Annotated in this window: 17 protein-coding genes and 2 pseudogenes; 14 read left to right on the top strand and 5 right to left on the bottom strand. The window is 63.4% G+C overall.

The window, feature by feature from the left end; genetic code table 11:
- Nucleotides 1-63: 63 nt before the first annotated feature.
- The 3 genes from AC0L2L_RS01560 to gcvA form a co-directional block, all read right to left on the bottom strand.
- Entirely contained in the window at nt 64-1,500 is a 1,437-nt protein-coding gene (locus AC0L2L_RS01560; RefSeq protein ID WP_473575701.1) for a hypothetical protein, read from the bottom strand.
- Between the two features lie 211 nt (nt 1,501-1,711).
- Nucleotides 1,712-3,016 carry a nicotinate phosphoribosyltransferase gene (pncB, locus tag AC0L2L_RS01555; RefSeq protein ID WP_473575700.1) on the bottom strand — a complete coding sequence of 435 codons (1,305 nt, stop codon included), beginning with the start codon at nt 3,014-3,016 and terminating at the stop codon, nt 1,712-1,714.
- 273 nt (nt 3,017-3,289) lie between these two features.
- A complete protein-coding gene (gene gcvA / locus AC0L2L_RS01550; RefSeq protein ID WP_473575699.1) occupies nt 3,290-4,273 on the bottom strand; it encodes a transcriptional regulator GcvA in 984 nt (327 codons plus the stop codon).
- A gap of 216 nt (nt 4,274-4,489) precedes the next feature.
- Between gcvA and speB the strand changes: the two genes are divergently transcribed.
- The 13 genes and pseudogenes from speB to AC0L2L_RS01485 all read left to right on the top strand — a co-directional run bounded on the left by speB (nt 4,490) and on the right by AC0L2L_RS01485 (nt 15,479).
- A complete protein-coding gene (speB, locus tag AC0L2L_RS01545) occupies nt 4,490-5,545 on the top strand; it encodes an agmatinase (RefSeq protein WP_473575698.1) in 1,056 nt (351 codons plus the stop codon).
- Nucleotides 5,546-5,675: 130 nt separating this feature from the next.
- The gene (locus AC0L2L_RS01540) at nt 5,676-6,485 is read left to right on the top strand and encodes a transporter substrate-binding domain-containing protein (RefSeq protein WP_473575697.1); all 810 of its coding nucleotides are present in this window, start codon (nt 5,676-5,678) and stop codon (nt 6,483-6,485) included.
- A gap of 76 nt (nt 6,486-6,561) precedes the next feature.
- A complete protein-coding gene (locus tag AC0L2L_RS01535) occupies nt 6,562-7,230 on the top strand; it encodes an amino acid ABC transporter permease (RefSeq protein ID WP_473575696.1) in 669 nt (222 codons plus the stop codon).
- Nucleotides 7,227-7,874, top strand: coding sequence for an amino acid ABC transporter permease (locus AC0L2L_RS01530; RefSeq protein WP_473575695.1), 648 nt, complete (start codon nt 7,227-7,229; stop codon nt 7,872-7,874). Before AC0L2L_RS01535 ends, AC0L2L_RS01530 begins: the two co-directional genes overlap by 4 nt.
- A gap of 197 nt (nt 7,875-8,071) precedes the next feature.
- Nucleotides 8,072-8,581, top strand: a complete 510-nt coding sequence (locus AC0L2L_RS01525) for an Lrp/AsnC family transcriptional regulator (protein ID WP_473575694.1) — start codon at nt 8,072-8,074, stop codon at nt 8,579-8,581.
- Nucleotides 8,578-9,741: a saccharopine dehydrogenase family protein gene (locus AC0L2L_RS01520; RefSeq protein WP_473575692.1), complete on the top strand. Its 1,164-nt coding sequence runs from the start codon at nt 8,578-8,580 to the stop codon at nt 9,739-9,741. Before AC0L2L_RS01525 ends, AC0L2L_RS01520 begins: the two co-directional genes overlap by 4 nt.
- A 100-nt stretch (nt 9,742-9,841) precedes the next feature.
- Nucleotides 9,842-10,630, top strand: a complete 789-nt coding sequence (locus AC0L2L_RS01515; protein ID WP_473575690.1) for an ABC transporter substrate-binding protein — start codon at nt 9,842-9,844, stop codon at nt 10,628-10,630.
- 98 nt (nt 10,631-10,728) lie between these two features.
- Nucleotides 10,729-11,400, top strand: coding sequence for an amino acid ABC transporter permease (locus tag AC0L2L_RS01510; RefSeq protein WP_473575689.1), 672 nt, complete (start codon nt 10,729-10,731; stop codon nt 11,398-11,400).
- Nucleotides 11,397-12,071 carry an amino acid ABC transporter permease gene (locus AC0L2L_RS01505; RefSeq protein ID WP_473575687.1) on the top strand — a complete coding sequence of 225 codons (675 nt, stop codon included), beginning with the start codon at nt 11,397-11,399 and terminating at the stop codon, nt 12,069-12,071. Before AC0L2L_RS01510 ends, AC0L2L_RS01505 begins: the two co-directional genes overlap by 4 nt.
- Nucleotides 12,072-12,097: 26 nt before the next feature.
- Nucleotides 12,098-12,841, top strand: coding sequence for an amino acid ABC transporter ATP-binding protein (locus AC0L2L_RS01500; RefSeq protein ID WP_473575685.1), 744 nt, complete (start codon nt 12,098-12,100; stop codon nt 12,839-12,841).
- A 265-nt stretch (nt 12,842-13,106) separates the two neighbouring features.
- Nucleotides 13,107-14,063 carry an AraC family transcriptional regulator gene (locus tag AC0L2L_RS01495; protein ID WP_473575683.1) on the top strand — a complete coding sequence of 319 codons (957 nt, stop codon included), beginning with the start codon at nt 13,107-13,109 and terminating at the stop codon, nt 14,061-14,063.
- A 210-nt stretch (nt 14,064-14,273) separates the two neighbouring features.
- Nucleotides 14,274-14,468, top strand: a pseudogene (locus AC0L2L_RS01490) (DUF3788 family protein); the annotation flags it as partial.
- Nucleotides 14,469-14,561: 93 nt separating this feature from the next.
- The gene (locus tag AC0L2L_RS01485) at nt 14,562-15,479 is read left to right on the top strand and encodes an NADP-dependent oxidoreductase (RefSeq protein ID WP_473575681.1); all 918 of its coding nucleotides are present in this window, start codon (nt 14,562-14,564) and stop codon (nt 15,477-15,479) included.
- A gap of 99 nt (nt 15,480-15,578) precedes the next feature.
- On the opposite strand, the pseudogene AC0L2L_RS01480 reads toward AC0L2L_RS01485, so the two are convergent.
- Both AC0L2L_RS01480 and AC0L2L_RS01475 read right to left on the bottom strand, forming a co-directional pair.
- Nucleotides 15,579-15,722 (bottom strand): annotated as a pseudogene (locus tag AC0L2L_RS01480) (LysR family transcriptional regulator); the annotation flags it as partial.
- A 53-nt stretch (nt 15,723-15,775) separates the two neighbouring features.
- Nucleotides 15,776-17,179, bottom strand: a complete 1,404-nt coding sequence (locus AC0L2L_RS01475; RefSeq protein ID WP_473575679.1) for an MATE family efflux transporter — start codon at nt 17,177-17,179, stop codon at nt 15,776-15,778.
- A gap of 246 nt (nt 17,180-17,425) precedes the next feature.
- Here AC0L2L_RS01475 and AC0L2L_RS01470 point away from each other — a divergent pair, with 246 nt between their 5' ends.
- Nucleotides 17,426-18,343 carry an AraC family transcriptional regulator gene (locus AC0L2L_RS01470; protein WP_473575678.1) on the top strand — a complete coding sequence of 306 codons (918 nt, stop codon included), beginning with the start codon at nt 17,426-17,428 and terminating at the stop codon, nt 18,341-18,343.
- Nucleotides 18,344-18,481 lie beyond the last annotated feature (138 nt).

Here is an 18,481-nt window from a genome sequence, read left to right as displayed (position 1 = left end):
CGTCCGTCGTGACGCGCAAAGGACGCTGGAGCACTTTTAATTTGGGCATGACACGACCTTGTCTCATCCGGCGGTCGGCGTGGCAAGCAACCAGAGGCCGAAGATCGTGTAGGCGATCATCAACAGGGTAAGCGGAAGCTGGCTGAGCGCGGCGCGCGATGCCTGTTTGTGCAGCCGCCAGGCGAGGCCATGCGCGACGAGCACGGCCAGCACATGGCCGGCGATGATGACGCCGGCCTGAATGTTCCACAGCCACCAGGCCGACTCGGCGCCGGCGACGACGCCAGCCTCGACCATCATATTGGCGGTGCCGAACAGGTTCCAGCCGCGCGCGAACGGATCGGAAAAGGCGACCAGCGCATACTGGCCGTCGACCAGCAGCACGGTGAGGTAATGCGCGATGTGATAGGCAAGCGCGATCGGCACAATCGACCAGACCAGCAGGCCGGTGGCCTCACTGAATGAGCGGTCGTCGCCGACGAGGCGCTGGCCGAGAAAGACAGCGAGCGCGAACACCGCCGCAAGCAAAACGAAAGTGAGCACGAGGCCGAAGCTGCCGACGCCGATCAGCGCGGTGCGGCCGGGATATTCCAGCGGATTGATGCCGGACAGGCCGAGCCAGAAGAAGGTTTTGGACAGGCCATCGAAGGATACCGACGACAGCGCCAGCAGAAGGAAAGCCGTGCCGCTCAGGGGCCGCGGCTCGGCCGCCAGCAGCTTGGCGCCGGGCCAGCAGAGGCCGAGCCGGCCTTCGCGGCGCTCGAAAGGCGCAAAGCGGGCGACCATGGAGAAAAAGACGGTCAGGAATTCACCGCGCCGGCTCCAGTCGTAGCCGAAGATGAGCATCGCTATGAAGCTCATCAGCCAGTAGATGCCGGCGGCATGTGCCAACCGCGCCGGGTCGTCGGGCGCCGGGTCGATCAGTTCGAACCAGGCGAAGGCGACGAACAGCACAAAAGCCGGCCAGAAGCCGAGCCATTCAGGCAGACGCGACCGCTCGTTTCCGCTCCATCGTCCGCCAACAAGCCGGCTTATGACGCGCCAAGGCCCATACCATGGATTTAGCCACGACCAGAGATCGCCGAACACGCCCTGCAGCAGCGTGAGGCCAGCCCAAAGCAACGTCCAGATCACCAGCGGCAGCGGATTGGAGAGCGGGTCGCGGCTGCCGAAGAGGCCGGCGGCGATGAGGAGCGCGAAGCAGGCAAAGGAAATCAGGCTGACGATGGCGCGTGGACTGCCACCGAGGGTGAACAGGGAGACGCGCCGGCGCCAGAAATTGTCGAGGGCGGCAGGCGGCAGAAGCGCCAGGACCAGGAAGCTTATGGCCACGGCAAAAGCGCCGCCGGCGATATAGTAGCCGGTCGGGAGAAGCAGGACGTGGCCGCGGTCGGAGGCGTGGGCGAAGGCGGGAGTGGGGAGGAGCGCAAGGAAAGCGAGGGCGAAGGCTAACCTGTGGCGACGGCGTTCTACGGCCCCCCTCTCTGTCCTGCCGGACATCTCCCCCTCAAGGGAGGAGATTAGCAGTTTCGGCGCCGGTTCTTTCTTAGCAACATCGAAGATTGGCGAAAGCGGAGACGAAAGCTTAATCTCCCCCCTTGAGGGGGAGATGTCCGGCAGGACAGAGAGGGGGGCGAAGGAACTCGACCTATCCAGCCGCGCAATATTGCTCGACGATGCGGGATACGCACAGGTCACAGGGAATAGCCGCTCACACCTTCACCAGCTGCTCGACCCGCCCCTTCTCGCCGAAGATGCGCAAATACCGCTTGATCTCCTTCGCATCCCCCGTCGCCTTGGCCGGGTTGTCCGACAGCTTCACCGCCGGCCTGCCATTGGCTTCGCTGACCTTGCAGACCAGCGAGATGGCGTCGAGGCTCTTGGTTTCGGTCGGGGCGCAGCCTTCGAAGTCGTTGGTGAGGTTGGTGCCCCAGCCGAAGGACATGCGCACCTTGCCGCGGAAGTGCCTGTAGGTTTCCTCGATGCTCTCGACCTCGAGCCCGTCGGAGAAGATGAGCAGCTTCTGCTTGGGGTCCTTGCCCTTCTTGCGCCACCAGTCGATGATTTTTTCGCCGCCCTCGATCGGCGGCGCGCTGTCGGGGCGGAAGCCGGTCCAGTCGGCGATCCAGTCCGGCGCGTCGCGCAGGAACGCAGCGGTACCAAAAGTATCCGGCAGCACGATCAAGAGATTGCCGCCATAATAACGCTGCCAGTCCTGCAGCACCTTGTAGGGTGCTTCGCGCAGTTCCTCCTCGGAATCGGCAAGGGCGGCAAACACCATCGGCAGTTCATGCGCGTTGGTGCCCAAAGCTTCGAGGTCGTTGTCCATGGCAAGAAGCACGTTGGAGGTGCCGGTGAAGGCGTCGCCGATGCCTTCCTTCAGCGCTTCGACGCACCAGCGCTGCCACAGGAACGAGTGGCGGCGTCTTGTGCCGAAGTCGGAAATGCGGATGCCGGGCAGCGCCTTCAGCCGCTCGGTCTTGGCCCACATCTTGGCCTTGGCGCGGGCATAGAGCACGTCGAGCGCGAACGGGCCATAGGAGCGCATCGCCGCGCGAGATCGAAGTTCATTGATAATAGCCAGCGCCGGGATCTCCCAGAGCGTGGTGTACATCCACGGTCCAGGGAAGGAGAGCTCGTACTGACCGTCTCGCTTGGTGAGTTCGTAATCGGGCAGCCTGAATCCTTCCAGCCAGGCGAGGAATTCCGGTTCGAAGATCTGCTTGCGGCCGTAGAAATTGTTGCCGCCCAGCCAGATCATCTCCTTCTTGGAGAAGCGCAAGGTGCGAGCGTGGTCGAGCTGCTCGCGCAATTCGCCCTCGTCGATGTCGTCGGCGAGGCGCACCGAGGTCGTGCGGTTGATCAGTGTGAAGGTGGCGTCGACCTTGGGATACATGCCCCAGATCATCTGCAGCATCAAAAGCTTGTAGAAGTCGGTGTCCAGCAGGCTGCGGACGATCGGGTCGAGCTTCCATGTATGGTTGTAGACGCGCCGCGCTATATCGGTTTTTGTCATGTCTCAATGCGCTTTCGTTGCTCGCTAGATCGGGATGACGTTTCGTTGAATCGCCATCCTGATCTAACTTTCTGTTGGCGCATGATCTTTCCCGAAAACCGGTTCCCACTTTTCGGGATCATGCTCGAGCCGCGGGAATGCCTCTTAGCACTGTATTTTCGAACGCGCTTCCTGCTTTGCAAGCTGGCCCGACAAAAACCAGCTATGCAAGTCCAGCCGTCAGGAGCCGGCCCTAGCTTTTTTGTCTGACGCAATTCCAGACGGAAAACCGTTTCACACTTTTCCTGGAATTGCTCTCGCGCCGATAACCTTAAGGGCGGGGCGTTTCCTGCGGCTGGGCACACGGCCGGCCACCGGCGCGTCGGCGCGGCCTTCGTCCTGCTCCTTTTCGGCGAACAGCCAGTCGATGAAGAGCTGGACGATCGGGGCCGAGCGCATTTCGTTGCGGCAGACGACGTAGAAATCGTCGACCGCCGGCACCGACAAGGTGAAGGGCGCGACGAGCATGCCCCTGGCGAGCAAGGCGCGCGCCGTCACGGAATCGCCGAGCGCCACGCCATGGCCGTGCACCGCCGCCTCCGTCGCCATGCGCGCATCGCCCAGATGGTGGCGGCGGCCGCGCTCCAGATCGAGCGCGTCGGCGGCGGCCAGCCAGGTGTGCCATTCGCGGCCGTCGTCGCCATGCAGGAAGACGTGATCGGCAAGGTCTCGGACGCTGCGGATCGGCCGGTTGTTGATCAATGTCGGGCTGACCACCGGGAAGAGCTCCAGGCCCGACCATTTGCGCATCCAGCAGTCGGTCCAGCTGCCGTCGCCGTAGTGCACGCAGACATCGATCTGCGGAGCACGAATATCGCGGGCATCGTTGGACGGGATCAGGGTGAGCTGTATGTCCGGGTATTGCGCGGTGAAGGAGCCGAGCCGCGGCGTCATCCAGAGCAGCAGCAGCGCTGGCACGCAGGACACGGACAGCGCACCGGCGCTTGCCGGGCGCGTCATGCGCTGGGTGGCGGCGGCGATGCCGTCGAAGGCGGCCGAGACGGCGGGAAGGAACTCGGCGCCATGCGGCGTCAGCTTCACGCGCTGACCGGTGCGCTCGAACAGCTTTACGCCGAGCGACTGCTCGAGCGCCTTGATCTGGTGACTGACGGCGCCGTGCGTGACACTGAGCTCGCCCGCGGCCTTGGTCAGCGAGGCGTGCCGTGCCGTGGCCTCGAAGGCGCGCAACGGGTTCAGCGGTGGCAGGCGCTTGGCCATGGGGGCTCCTACTTTGTGAGATTTTCTCACAAGGTGAACCCTAACAATATCAATTGATTTTTCAATGCGGCTGCCCGACACTTTTGCCCGGAACAGCTTCAAGAGACGTGGAATCCGCGGGCGCCAGCGGGGCAACGATCCAGCCGGGCAACAGGCTGGCTTGGCAAACCGTCCATGCGGGCAGCGCTGCAAGCAGGCAAGAGAGGAGAACCGGACATGGGTTACGATCGCGGTAAGCTCGAAGCGTTGCGCCGCAAATATGGCGAGAGCCACGGCGGCGAGATGTTCGACCCGAAATTCCGCAAGGTCGCCGACAAGATCTTCAACAAGTCGGGCACAAGGCTCGCGCCCTATTCCGGCATCCCGACCTTCCTCGCCGCGCCCTATCGCGAGATTGCGGCCGAGAATCCCGATTTCGGCGACCTGCAGGTGGCGATGATCGGCGTGCCGATGGACCTCGGCGTCACCAACCGTCCCGGCGCGCGCTTCGGGCCGCGCGCGCTGCGCGCCATCGAGCGCATCGGGCCCTACAACCATGTGTTGGAATGCGCGCCGACGCATGAGCTTCGCGTCGCCGACATCGGCGACACGCCGTTCCGCAGCCGCTACCGGCTGGAAATCAGCCATGAGGACATCGAAAAGCGCACCAACCAGATCGTCGATGCCGGCGTGCTGCCGCTCTCGATCGGCGGCGACCACTCGATCAGCCATCCGATCCTGAAAGCGGTCGGAAAAAAAGCTCCGGTCGGCATGATCCATATCGATGCCCACTGCGACACCAGCGGGCTGTTCGACATGACCAAGTTCCACCATGGCGGCCCGTTCCGCAACGCGGTGCTGGACGGCGTGCTCGATCCGTCGCGCACCATCCAGATCGGCATCCGCGGCTCGGCCGAATATCTGTGGGAGTTCACCTACGAGTCCGGCATGACCGTCGTGCATGCCGAAGAGGTGACCGGGCTCGGCATTCCGGCCATCATCGAAAAGGCCAGGAAGATCGTCGGCGACGGGCCGACCTACATCTCCTTCGACGTCGACAGCATCGATCCGGCCTTCGCGCCGGGCACAGGCACCCCGGAAGTGGGCGGGCTGACGACGCGCGAGGTGCTCGAGCTGCTGCGCGGCCTGAAAGGCCTCAACATCGTCGGCGGCGACGTCGTCGAGGTGGCGCCGCAATACGACGCGACCACCAACACCGCCCATGTCGGCGCCCAGGTGCTGTTCGAGATCCTGAGCCTGATGGTGTTCAGCCCGGCGATCAAGAAGGGCTGACGCTCTTTGTTTTCACGCAATTCCGGACGGAAAACCGCGTCCCACTTTTCCTGGAATTGCTCTGACCAACGGCCGCCGCGCTGGAGCCGGCGGCCGGTTTCAACAACAAGCTTCCAGCAGGGGAATAACAATGACAATCCATGCCAAGTTCAAGTCATCCATTGCCGCCGCGATGATGCTCGCCACGGCGGGCTTCGGTCTTGCCACACAGGCCGCCAAAGCCGACGCCGTCGACGACATCACCAAGGCCGGCGCCATCAATGTCGGCATCTTCTCGGACTTCCCGCCCTTCTCCTCGGCCAGCGCCGACATGAGCATCAAGGGCTACGACATCGACGTCGCGCAGGCCATCGCCGATTCTCTGAAGGTGAAGCTCAACCTGGTCAGCGTGACCGGCCAGAACCGCATCCCCTATCTCACCGACAAGCGGGTCGATATCCTGATGAGCGTCGGCTACTCCAAGGAGCGCGAGCAGGTGATCGACTTCGCCGCCGCCTACGCGCCCTACTATATCGCGGTCATCGGCCCGGCCGCGCTCGCGGTCAAAGGCAAGGAGGACCTCGCTGACAAGTCGATCGCCGTCAACCGCGGCACGCTCGAGGATACGTCGCTGACCCAGGCGGCTCCGGCTTCGGCCGATGTCCGCCGCTTCGACAACTACAATTCCGTCATCCAGGCCTTCATCTCGGGCCAGACGCAACTGATGGTGGTCGGCAACGACGTCGGCGCCCAGGTGCTGGCCAAGCAGGATGCGCTGAAGCCGGAGCAGAAGTTCCAGCTGCTCACCTCGCCCTCGCATATCGGCCTCAACAAGAACGAGGACCGGCTGAAGACGGCGGTGAACGACGCGGTCGCCAAGATGCTGGCCGACGGCAAGCTCGACGAGAGCTCGAAAGCCTGGCTGAAGACGCCGCTCAATCCCGACAACCTCAAGGATTGATCCCGGGCGGTTCGGCGCTCTCTACTGGCACCGAACCGCTCTCTTGCGCTAGACGCTGCCAACAAGGTCAATCGCCATGGGCTACAGCCTCGACTTCGGCTGGCTTGCGGGCGCCGTGGGCGCGATCGCGCGCGGCGCGGCGATGACGGTCCTTCTGATCGCCGTCACCACGCTGGCGGGAACTTTCCTCAGCATCCTCGGCGCCGCCGGCAAAAGAAACGGCCCGAAGCCGCTTCGGCTGGCGATTGCGGCCTATGTCGAGGTGATGCGCAACACGCCGTTCCTGGTGCAGCTGTTCTTTATCTTCTTCGGCCTGCCCAGCCTCGGCGTCAGGCTCGACCCGATCCTGGCCGCGATGCTGGCGATGACGCTCAACATGGCGGCCTACACGATCGAGATCGTCGGCGCCGGTCTCGACGCGGTGCCGCGCGGGCAGACGGAAGCAGCACTAGCGCTGGGGCTCAGGCCGCGCCAGGTGTTCATCAAGATCGTGCTGCCGCAGGCGCTCAAGGTGATCTATCCGGCGCTGACCAGCCAGATCGTCATCATGATGCTGGAATCGGCCGTGGTGTCGCAGATCGCGGTGCGGGAACTGACCTATGAGGCCGACATGCTGCAGGCGCGCACCTTCCGCGCCTTCGAGACCTATTTTGTCGTGACGTTGGTCTATCTCGGCCTGTCGATGAGGCTGCGCCGGCTGCTGGTCGGCGGCGGACGCCGCGTTCTCGGAGCCGGCGTGTCATGATCGAATTCACGTTCTGGGACATCGTTCGCAACCTTCTGCTCGCCGCGCGCTGGACGGTGCTGTTGTCGCTCGCCGCCTTCATCGGCGGCGCGGCGGTCGGGCTTGTCGTGCTGTTCTTGCGCATCGCCAAGAACAAATGGGTGAAGCGGATCGCCTCCGGCTATATCGCGCTGTTCCAGGGCACGCCGCTTTTGATGCAGCTCTTCATGATGTTCTTCGGCCTGCCGATGCTGGGCCTGCGCATCGAGCCGTGGACGGCGGCGGTGCTCGGGCTCACCTTCTTCGCCAGCGCCTATCTGGCCGAGATCTGGCGCGGCGGCGTCGACGCGCTGCCGCGCGGACAATGGGACGCCGGCGCCAGCCTCGGCCTGCATTATTTGCAGGAGCTGAGGCTGATCATCCTGCCGCAGGCCTTCGCGATAACCCGCGCGCCAACCGTCGGCTTCCTGGTGCAGCTGATCAAATCGACGGCGCTGACCTCGATCATCGGCTTCGAGGAACTGGTCAGGACCTCCAACGCCATCAACAACGCCACCTTCGAGCCGTTCAAGGTCTACGGCCTGGTGGCGCTGATCTTCTTCGTCATGTGCTTTCCGCTGACGCAATATGCGCGGCGGCTGGAGAAGCAGACGCCGGCGCGCTAGCCGCAAGCATGTCGTGATTGATCGAGCACGAGTCGAGCCACGTCGAACGTCGCCTGTCTCACCGTGCGAATTTCTACCATTCGGCGCTTATTAACCGCGGCCGAACACTCTTGCAGTTTCAAATAATATCCCGTATGTGTTTTTCATATGTGAAAGAAAACTCATTCAATTCTTTCCCTTTGTGAAAGCCTGGGCATTTGCGGGAACATCTCGATCAGACTGACCGGCGACTGGTCAAGCTGCTGTCGCAGGACGCGCAGCTTGGCGTCAATCGCCTTGCCGAGAAGATGGCGATCTCGGTGCCGACGGTGCGCATGCGGCTGCGCAATTTGCTCGACCGCAACCTGCTCAAGATTGTCGGACTGCTGAACCTGACCGAGCGTCCGGAGCTGATCTCGGCGGTGGTCGGCATCAACGCGCAGGGGCGCGGCCGGGCGCGGGAACTGGCGCAGCGCATCTCCGAACTGCCGTTCGTGAACTCAGCCTCGGTGGTTACCGGGCGCTTCGACATCATCGTCGACGTGACGGTGGCCGGCGACGTCGCCGACCTCTACCGCGTCACCAGTGAATTGATCCCCGGCGCAGGCGAGCCAGGAGAAGTCGTGCGCAGCGAGACCTTTGTCGTCATGGCCTCCTGCAACAAGTGGGTCAGCTTGCCGGAAGGCTGCTGGTCGGACGAAACCCCGGCACGCAAGGAGCCGGCATGAAGATCGCGGTTCTCGGCGGCCTCGGCCTGCAAGGCCGGGCGGCGATCGCCGATCTCGTCGCCAGCGACGGCGTCGAACAGGTGGTCTGCGTCGATACCGCACCCGATGGTGCGGCCCGGCTTGGCGCCCTGACCGACCTTTCACGCGTCCGCTTCGTCGTGCCAGAGAGCGCAATCGCTCCGGTGCTCGCCAACGTGCTGGCAGATGTCGACGCCGTCATCGATTTGTTACCGCAGCCGCTGATGCGCGAGGCGGTCCAGGCCGCCATCGCGACCCGCACACCATTGGTCACCACCAATTACGGCAAGGCGATCGCCGACCTGGCGCCGGTCGCCGAACACGCTGGCGTGTCGATCATGACCGAATGCGGGCTCGATCCCGGCATCGATCTCGTGCTCTACGCGCGCGCCGCCCGCCAGTTCGATACGATCGCCGCGATCGATTCCTATTGCGGCGGCATCCCCGAGCCGAAGGCGATGGCGAAGCCGCTCTGCTACAAGGTGAGCTGGAATTTCGACATGGTCCTGGTCAGCCAGAACCGCGACAGCGTGATGATCGAGGACGGGCAACGCATCGCGGTGCCCGCCGCGCGCCAGCACGACAACTCTTTCATCCACGAAATCGAGGTCGAGGGCCTCGGCAAGCTCGAAGCCTTTCCCAATGGCGACGCCCTGCATTACGTCGAGATGCTGGCCGCCGCCAGGGGACTGCGCCGCTCCGGCCGCTACACGCTGCGCTGGCCGGGATGGTCGGCGTTCTGGGCGCCGCTGAAGGAGCTCGGCTTCCTGTCCGAGGACAAGGTTGCCGGCACCGGCGCCAGCCCGCGCGAATTTCTCGGCCGGCTGCTCGGCCCGCAATTGCAATATGGCCCCGGCGAAAAGGACCTTTGCGTGATGCGCAACGTCTTCTCCGGCCTCGAAGGCGGCCGGGCCAAGACGGTGACATCGGACCTGATCATCGAGCGCGACCTGGCTTCGGGCCTGTTCGGCATGAGCCTCGGCGTCGGCTATCCCGCCAGCATCGTGGCGCAGATGCTCGCGCGCGGTGACATCGCCAAGCCCGGCCTGCTCAACCCGCTGCTCGACGTGCCTGACGGTCCCTTCTTCGACGAACTGGCCAAACGCGGCATCAAGGTCGCCGAGACTGTGGCCTGGGACTGAGAATTTTCGAACGGTGGCTGCCGCCGGCAACGGCGCCGCCGCTCAAAAAGAGCCCAAGGGAGTCCGCGGGCAAACAACAACCAACTGGGAGGAATGCCACATGAAGATTGCCAGACTTTTCATCGCCGGACTTGCGCTCGCCGGGCTTGCCACGGCGGCCAGCGCCGGAACGCTGGACGAGATTACCAAGCGCGGCGAATTGCGCGTCGCCGTGCAGACGCAAGGACCGCCCTTCTCGCTGGTCGGCGCCAATGGCGAACGCACCGGCAGCTCGGTTGAACTCGCCGAACTGATGGCCAAGGAAATGGGCGTCAAAGTCACCTTCCTCGACTTCGACTGGGACGGGCTGATCCCGGCGCTGCTGTCGGGCAAGGCCGACCTGCTGGTCGCCGACATGACGCCGACACTGGCGCGCGGCATGAAGGTCGCCTTCACCACGCCTTACATGTATACGGGCAGCACCGTCTTCACCAAGGCCGACAGCAAGTTCAAGACCACCGAGGACTGCAAGGCCAAGGGCACCAAGATCGCCGTGCTGCTGGGCGCCACCGGCGAGAAGGAAGCCAAGACCACCTTCCCCGACGCCGACATCAAGAGCTACAAGGGCGGCGGCCCGCTGCTGCTCGACGCCGTCAACAACGGTCAGGCCGATTGCGGCGTCAATGACGTCTCGGCGGTCAAGGGCCAGTCGACGGCTTACCCGGCCGGTACCTTCACCATCATGCCGGACCTTTTGTCGAAGGAGCCGCTTGCCTTCGCCACCCGCTATGATGAGCCGGACCTCTTGACCTGGATGAACCTGTTCCTCAACCAGGTCAGCATCGACGGCCGCCTGCAGAAGAACCTCGACTACTGGGTCAATTCCGACGCCTGGAAGAAGGATCACTGAGGAATTGGGGAGTAGTGAGTAGGAAATAGCGAATCGCCATTCCGCGCTTCGCTACTGCCTACTGCCTACTCACTACTCCCTACTCACTGTTCACCCCCATGCTCGAAAACTTCAGTTTCCGCACCATCGCCGAATACCTGCCCCTGTTCGGGCAGGGCCTGGTCACGACCGTGTGGCTGTCGGCGCTGTCCTTTATCGGCGCGCTTGTCGTCGGCATCGTGCTGTGTGCTGCGAATCTGCAGCGTGCATGGATGTTTCGCGCGCCGGCCAAGGCCTATATCGACGCCGTGCGCGCCACGCCCTTGCTGGCGCAGCTCTATTTCCTCTATTTCGGCTTGCCGCGGCTCGGCTTCGTCCTGCCTGAACTGGTCGTCGGCATCCTCGCTTTGTCGCTGAACAGCGGCGCCTATGTCGCCGAGATCATTCGCGCCGGCATATTGTCGATCCCACGCGGCCAGGTCGAAGCCAGCGTCGCTTCGGGCATGACCTATGCCCAGCGCATGCGCCTGGTGATCCTGCCGCAGGCGTTCAAAGTGACGATCCCGCCGCTGCTCGGCCAGGCGATCGTGCTGGTCAAGGATTCCGCACTTTTGTCGCTGATCTCCGTCGCCGAGCTGACCCGCGCGGGACAATTGCTTGCCTCCGACCGCTTCATGCCGGCGGAAGGCTTTCTCACCATCGCCGCCTTCTACCTCCTGCTCTACTACTGCCTCAAAGGATTGGCTGTTCTCTCCAGCCGCTGGCTCGGCACGGCGGGGGCGCGCATATGATCTGGCAACAGTTCCTCAGCCTCGCCGGCAGCTATCCCCTCGCCTTGCGCGGTCTCGGCATGACGGTGATGCTTTCGCTAATCAGCCTGGTGCTGGGCACGGCTCTCGGCTTTGGCCTCGGCATCCTGCGGACCGGCGGCAACCGGCTGATCGCCAGCATCATCGGCGCCTGGGTCGACCTGATCCGCGGCACGCCGTTCCTGGTGCAGATATTCCTGATCTTCTTCATCCTGCCGGAATTGGGCATCGAGCTCGACGCCTTCACCGCCGGCATCATCGCGCTGACCAACCTCGCCGCCTGCTTCATCTGCGAGATCGTCGCGGCGGGCATTCGTTCCGTGCCGACCGGACAGGTCGAGGCGGCGCTGGCATCCGGCCTGTCGCGCTGGCAGCGCATGCGCCAGGTGGTGCTGCCGCAGGCGATGCGCATCGTGCTGCCGCCGCTGGTCGGGCAATATGTGCTGCTGATCAAGGACTCTTCCGTCGTCTCGGCGATCGGCCTGACCGACCTCACCCGCGTCGGCTGGCTGGTGGTGCAGCGTGTGCCGAACGGCCTGCTGGTCTTCTTCCTCGTCGGCGTCGGCTATTTCATCGTCTGCTATCCGCTGATCATGCTGGCGCGCCGGCTCGAACGCCGCATGGGTGCCGCTCATGGCGAGGTGCAGCTTTGACATCGAACCCCAAAGGCCCAGAAAACATGACCAAAACGGGCATGATCGACTTTCGCGGCGTCAACAAATGGTTCGGCGCGCTCAACGTGTTGAAGGACATCACGCTGAGCGTCGAGCCGCGCGAGGTGGTCGTCGTCTGCGGTCCGAGCGGCTCGGGCAAGAGCACGCTGATCCGCTGCATCAACGGCCTGGAGACGATCAAGGACGGCGATCTCGTCGTCGACGGACAGCGCCTCGGCGATCCCGCCACCAACATGACGCGGCTGCGCACCGAGATCGGCTTCGTCTTCCAGTCGTTCAACCTCTACCCGCACAAGACCGCGCTGGAGAACGTCACGCTGGCGCCGATCCATGTCCGCAAGATCCCGCGCGCCGAGGCCGAGCATGCCGGGCGCGAATTGCTGGCCAAGGTCGGTCTCGCCGACAAGGTCAATGCCTATCCCGCGCAGCTCTCCGGCGGCCAGCAACAGCGCGTCGCAATCGCACGCTGCCTCGGCATGCGCCCGAAGATCATGCTGTTCGACGAGCCGACCTCGGCGCTCGACCCCGAGATGATCTCGGAAGTGCTCGACGTCATGGTCGCGGTCGCCGAGGAGGGCATGACCATGATGGTGGTGACGCACGAGATGGGCTTCGCCCGCAAGGTCGCCCAGCGCGTGGTGTTCATGGATGCCGGCGCGATCGTCGAGGCCGGCACGCCCGACGAATTCTTCTCGCATCCGAAGACCGACCGCAGCCGCGCCTTCCTGGGCAAGATCCTGCGGCATTAGGGTCAAGAGTCAGTCGGCTGGCTGGCGCAGATGTCGAGCAATGCCCGCGCCATAGCCTGTTGTCGCAATTGCGGCCTGGTAGAGCAAGGGCGTGAGCGTGAAGCAGCTTTCGCCGACAGGCCCCCTGTCCCGAACGCGGGGCGCCAGGTGGCTCGCTCACGATCTCGGCCCGGTATGAAAGCCAGGTTTGGAAGCCTCGGGCTATACGTAGAACCAATCCGCTATTGCGATAAGATGTTTCACCATTTCCGGTTTTCGAGGCCCAATGTCTGAAGTGGACTGGCTCAGCCATCTGTTGCAAATCATCACCGTCACCGGCCAGCTCGAGGTCCGCTGCGCCTATGGTGCGCCGTGGCGGATTGCCTGGAGCAGGGCTGCCGCGAACGAAATTCCCTACCACGTCATAGTCAATGGCCGGGCCATTCTCGAGGATCCGGAGACGAGAGCCGCAAGGGAGCTGGTGGGCGGAGATATCGTGTTGCTGCCTCACGGCGCGGCGCATGTACTGCACGACGGCAGCGGTCAAACACCAATCCCTACCCAGCAACGCTGGGGGTCTGCCGGATGGATGCTGAGCGAGAATGATGGCCAGGGCGAGCAACTGGATCTGCTGTGTGGGCGATTTTTCATCGCGCCGCCCCATGATCGACTGATCCGCAATTACATGCCCGCGAACCTGGTGGCGCGGTCCATGGACGGCCACGAAGAAAACGGCATCGGCTCCGCCTCCAACCAACTGGCCAGCCTGGTGAGGCTGATGCGAATGGAGTCCGCCGGAGACAGAGTGGGGGGACGGGCTATTCTCAACGCACTTTCTTCGGCCCTGTTCACCTTGGTACTGCGCTCGGCGAGCGAAGCCGAGAAAGCGCCCGAAGGCTTGTTGGCCCTGGCCGGCCATCCGCGGCTGGCACCAGCAATTGCTGCGATGTTTGCCGATCCGGCGCGGTCTTGGAAACTGCCTGATCTAGCGGACATGTGCGGCATGTCGCGGGCCACATTCATGAGGCACTTTCAAGACAGGCTGGGTTGCTCCGCCCTCGATTTGTTGACCGATCTCCGCATGAGTCTGGCCGCCAACGAGTTGAAGAAGCCAGCGATCAGCACCGAGGCCGTGGCCGAGACGGTCGGGTATCAATCCGTTTCGGCATTTCGACGTGTGTTTGCCGAGCGGATGGGGATGACACCGGGGGAATGGCGGCGACTGGCGCACAAGGGGGAGTAAGACGCGCGGTCTGGGATCCGGAAGGCGCAGCTTGATCCTTTCGCGCATCATATTGAGCTAATTCAGCCTCGAAATTATCACTCGTCCCCGTAGATTAGGCTCTGATAAGGGAGCCATCCAATGAACTGCATCAGCCTCGCCACCGGACCCGCAACCCGGGTAGCCGCCGAAATCTTCGGGGAGACCGGGAAGAGCCAAAACCTGGCGCCGGTGGTGGGTGGAGCAGAACGAGAGAAGTTTGAGGAGCGGCGTCATGTCTGGCGTCCGCAATTGGTCAAGCTCTACGACGAAGCCAAAACATACATCGACGGGAAATGGCTGACGATTGCCATTTCATCGGCAGATGATCTGCATGATGTGACGGAGCTTCTGACCATGAAGCGCCAGCCAAAGTCGCGCGGCTGAAGGCGACAAAATCCTGGATTCGCGGTGCGGTGGCTCCGAAGAACCAGAGCAGAATTACCCCCGAACCAACAAATGTCTGAGGAGACAATTCCCATGAAAGCGATCGTAGTGACGGACCAGGCTGCAGGAACGGCCGGAATGAAGTTGGTGCAGCGGCCCGAGCCGCAGGCGGCAATAAACGATGTCGTGGTACAGGTTCATGCGGCGGGATTCGTCAACACTGAACTGGAGTGGCCTTCGACCTGGGCCGATCGAGCCTTCCGTGACCGGACGCCATCGATCCTCGGCCATGAGCTGGCCGGTGTGGTCACAGCGCTCGGCTACGGCACCACGGGGCTTTCAATCGGTCAGCGAGTGTTCGGCCTCGCCGACTGGCATCGCGACGGCACGCTCGCCGAGTATGTCGCCATGGAGGCACGCAATCTCGCGCCTCTGCCCGGCGACGTCGACTTCACGGTGGCTGCGAGCCTGCCGATCTCCGGCCTGACCGCGTGGCAGGGGCTGTTCCAGCACGGCCGCCTTCAGGCGGGGCAGAGCGTTCTCGCGCATGGCGCGGCCGGTGCCGTCGGTTCGATGGTGACGCAGCTTGCAAGGGAGGCCGGGGCCTATGTCATCGGCACCGGACGCGCCGCCGACCGCCAGAAGGCGCTCGACTTCGGTGCAAATGAATTCGTCGACCTCGGAAATGACACCCTGGAAGACGTCGGCGGTGTCAATCTGGTATTCGATGTCATCGGCGGCGTAATCCAGAAGCGGTCCGCAACGTTGGTCCGGGCTGGAGGAACGCTCGTAACAGTCGTCGGACCAACGGATATTCGATCTGCAGATGGCCTGACGGTTGACTTCGTCGTCGAGGCTGATCGAGGCCAGCTTTGGGAGATCGTTCAGCGGATCCGGGACGGACGACTGCGGACGAATATCGGCAAGGTCTCGAGCCTGGATGATGCCGTCGCCACCTTCAACTCGACCGAGCGGCGTGCGGGAAAGACGGTTATCCGCGTTCGTCCGTAAGAACTTGGGGAGAGAGGGAGGTTCCTCTCTCCTCGTCTCAAAACGCAACTGTTCGAAAGCTGCCGATTCGGCACGCTTCCATAGGAACGTCCGGCATGTTCAAGCTTCCATCAGTCTGGAGGACAGGAATTCGATGAAGCGCTGGGTCTTGGCCGGAATAAGGCGAGTTTCGGTGACGGCGTGAATACTGACCGGCGGGCCCTGCCATTCGGGCAGGATGTGCCGGAGCCGGCCGGAAGCCAAGTATGGCCGCCGGGCTATCGGCGATCGTTTTCGCTTTTTAATGCCTGAACACTTTAATGCCTGAACACCGGCGGCGGCGCGATGCGATCACGCCTGAGCCAGCGCGCCAGCAGCAGTGCCGCCACCGCGGCCAGTCCCGATGCCAGGCCGATCCAGATGCCGACGCCGTTCAAGCCGAAATGGAAGGCGAGCAGCACGCCGAGCGGCAGGCCGATGCCCCAATAGCCGATCGCGGCATAGATCATCGGCACCTTGGTGTCGTGCAGGCCGCGCAGCATGCCGGCGGCCACCGCCTGCGCGCCGTCGAAGATCTGGAACAGCGCCGCGAACGCCAGGAACGACACGGCAAGCGCGATCACCCTGGCATTGGCCGGGTCGGCGAGATCGATGAAAGCGCTGATCAGCGCATGCGGCCACAGGATCATCACCAGGCCCATCAGCGCCATGAACGAGACGCCGATGACAAAGGCGGTCCAGCCGGCACGCGAAACACCTTCCGGATTGCCGGCGCCGTGCGCCAGGCCGACGCGCACGGTCACCGCTTGGTTGAGGCCGAGCGGCACCATGAAGGAGATCGAGGCGATCTGGATGGCGATCGCGTGCGCTGCCAGCGACTCCGCATCGATCAGGCCCATCAGCAGGGCCGCCGCGTTGAAGATCGTCACCTCGAAGGCGAGGATGCCGGCGATCGGCAGGCCGAGCCTGAGCAGGCCGCGGAAACGCGGCCAGTCGGAGCGCCAGAAGCGGCCGAACAGACGATACCGGCGGAACTTCTTCTCCAGCATCACCACCGCCGCCATGCCGACGAACATCAGCGCGCTGGACAAAGTGGTGGCCAGGCCGGAGCCGGCAATGCCCATCGATTTGACGCCGAGATTGCCGAACATGAACACCCAGTTGAAGAAGGCGTTGCAGGCGACCGCGACGAAAACGATGATCAGCGCCCAGCCCGGCCGCTCAAGCGCCGAGATGAAGGAGCGCAGCACGATGTAGCCATAGAAGGGCAACACGGCCCATTGCAGCCAGTGCAGGTAGATGCCGGCCTGGTGCGCGAGTTCCGGCTTCTGGCCCATGGCCAAAAGCACCTCTTCGCCATGCGAGAGGAAAATCCATATCGGCAGAGAGATCAGGATCGCCAGCCACAGGCCCTGGCGCACGGTGCGGCGCAGGTCACGCACCGAATGGCGGCGCCGGCCAAGCTCGGTCGCCATCATCGGCGAGGTGGCAAGCATCAGGCCCAGGCCGAAGATCAGCGGCATGAAATAGAGGTTGGAGCCGAGCGCCCCGGCGGCCAATGTATCGGGGCCCAGCCGGCCCATCATCATGACGTCGGTCGCGGTCATGGCGGTCTGACCGAGATTGGTGAGCACCATCGGCCAGGCGAGCGCGATCGTCGCCCTGATTTCCTGACGCCAAAGGTTTTCCGGCGCGAGAGCGCCGGTTTCGATCGCAGACATTGTTCTGCTCTTTCAGAACACGGCGCGTCGGCCAAAGGGCCGGAAGCCGCACAGCAACGGCGCGAAATGGCGCCATTTGCGTCGCCTTGTGAACGAAATGCGACATGTTGGCAAGGGAGGAGGGTCGGGCAGCGATTGATCCAGACGGAGCCGGGTTTCCTCGGCGCCTCTTTCATTTGCCGCCCTTGGGCTGCTACGGATGCCCAGGCATGTGCGGCAGCCGGCGCACCATGCCCGGAGGAATGGATGCCGTTCAGGCGCAGAAAGAACACGGCCGCGATCCCGCGCACGGCGCCCGCCTTCGAGCACATCGTGACCGAGGCGAGCGACAGTTTCCTGTGGCGGCTGGACGATTATCCGTGGGAGCGCAATGTCTGGAATTTCCATCCCGAATACGAAATCCATCTGCTCAGGAAATCGTCCGGCGTCGTGCTGGTCGGCGACCATATCGGCGAATTCGGGCCGGGCTATCTGACCATCGTCGGCGGCGGCCTGCCGCATGACTGGGTGACGGCGGTGCAGCCCGGCGAGCTGATCGAAGGCCGCGATATCGTGCTGCAGTTCGATCCCGAGCGGCTGCGCGGTTCGGCCGGGCTGCTGCCGGAGCTGCGCGAGCTGGAGCCGTTCCTGGAGCGCTCGCTGCGCGGCATGGTCTTCCATGGCCGCACCGCGCTCGACGGCGCCGGACTGATGGAGAGAATGGGTGAGGTGCATGGACTGACAAGGTTCCGCCTGTTCCTCGAACTGCTCGACCTTCTGGCCGCCACCGACGAATACGAGCTTTTGTCGTCGCCCGACTTCTCTCCGCTTCTCGACGCCGAGTCGCTGGACATCATCCAACGCTCGCTGACCTATCTGTTCCAGCATTTCGCCGAAGACCTGAAGCTGCCGGACGTGGCGGCATTGGCCGGCATGAGCGAAAGCACGTTTTCCCGCTTCTTCCAGAAGAACACCGGCAACTCCTTCAGCGACCATGTCGCCAAGCTGAGGCTCTGGCAGGCCTGCAAGCTGCTCGCCGACACCGATATCCCGATCACCGACATCTGCTTCCAGGTCGGCTACATGAACATCTCGAACTTCAACCGCGCCTTCCTGCGCAAGCACAAGATGACGCCGTCGTCCTATCGCAAGCTGTCGCGGCAGCGGCTGACGCTACGGGCCTGATCGGCTACCCCTGATAGCATTGATACTCGTGTGACAAGCAGGCTCTGCCTGTGCCGTTTTTTGCGCTGCACAATGCATAAAAGTACAGGTCTGCTGCAACGGGGCTTCTAGTCTCGCTCTTCCCAACCGCTCATTTTG

The sequence above is a fragment of the Mesorhizobium sp. WSM4832 genome (genome assembly GCF_055811115.1).
This window is presented reverse-complemented; position numbering and strand designations above follow the sequence as displayed.

What these genes read in the sequence shown, in the direction of transcription:
- AC0L2L_RS01560 (WP_473575701.1), bottom strand. Translation starts at nt 1,500, where the DNA reads ATGTCCGGCAGGACAGAGAGGGGGGCCGTAGAACGCCGTCGCCACAGG.
- pncB (WP_473575700.1), bottom strand. Translation starts at nt 3,016, where the DNA reads ATGACAAAAACCGATATAGCGCGGCGCGTCTACAACCATACATGGAAG.
- gcvA (WP_473575699.1), bottom strand. Translation starts at nt 4,273, where the DNA reads ATGGCCAAGCGCCTGCCACCGCTGAACCCGTTGCGCGCCTTCGAGGCC.
- speB (WP_473575698.1), top strand. Translation starts at nt 4,490, where the DNA reads ATGGGTTACGATCGCGGTAAGCTCGAAGCGTTGCGCCGCAAATATGGC.
- AC0L2L_RS01540 (WP_473575697.1), top strand. Translation starts at nt 5,676, where the DNA reads ATGACAATCCATGCCAAGTTCAAGTCATCCATTGCCGCCGCGATGATG.
- AC0L2L_RS01535 (WP_473575696.1), top strand. Translation starts at nt 6,562, where the DNA reads ATGGGCTACAGCCTCGACTTCGGCTGGCTTGCGGGCGCCGTGGGCGCG.
- AC0L2L_RS01530 (WP_473575695.1), top strand. Translation starts at nt 7,227, where the DNA reads ATGATCGAATTCACGTTCTGGGACATCGTTCGCAACCTTCTGCTCGCC.
- AC0L2L_RS01520 (WP_473575692.1), top strand. Translation starts at nt 8,578, where the DNA reads ATGAAGATCGCGGTTCTCGGCGGCCTCGGCCTGCAAGGCCGGGCGGCG.
- AC0L2L_RS01515 (WP_473575690.1), top strand. Translation starts at nt 9,842, where the DNA reads ATGAAGATTGCCAGACTTTTCATCGCCGGACTTGCGCTCGCCGGGCTT.
- AC0L2L_RS01510 (WP_473575689.1), top strand. Translation starts at nt 10,729, where the DNA reads ATGCTCGAAAACTTCAGTTTCCGCACCATCGCCGAATACCTGCCCCTG.
- AC0L2L_RS01505 (WP_473575687.1), top strand. Translation starts at nt 11,397, where the DNA reads ATGATCTGGCAACAGTTCCTCAGCCTCGCCGGCAGCTATCCCCTCGCC.
- AC0L2L_RS01500 (WP_473575685.1), top strand. Translation starts at nt 12,098, where the DNA reads ATGACCAAAACGGGCATGATCGACTTTCGCGGCGTCAACAAATGGTTC.
- AC0L2L_RS01495 (WP_473575683.1), top strand. Translation starts at nt 13,107, where the DNA reads ATGTCTGAAGTGGACTGGCTCAGCCATCTGTTGCAAATCATCACCGTC.
- AC0L2L_RS01485 (WP_473575681.1), top strand. Translation starts at nt 14,562, where the DNA reads ATGAAAGCGATCGTAGTGACGGACCAGGCTGCAGGAACGGCCGGAATG.
- AC0L2L_RS01475 (WP_473575679.1), bottom strand. Translation starts at nt 17,179, where the DNA reads ATGTCTGCGATCGAAACCGGCGCTCTCGCGCCGGAAAACCTTTGGCGT.
- AC0L2L_RS01470 (WP_473575678.1), top strand. Translation starts at nt 17,426, where the DNA reads ATGCCGTTCAGGCGCAGAAAGAACACGGCCGCGATCCCGCGCACGGCG.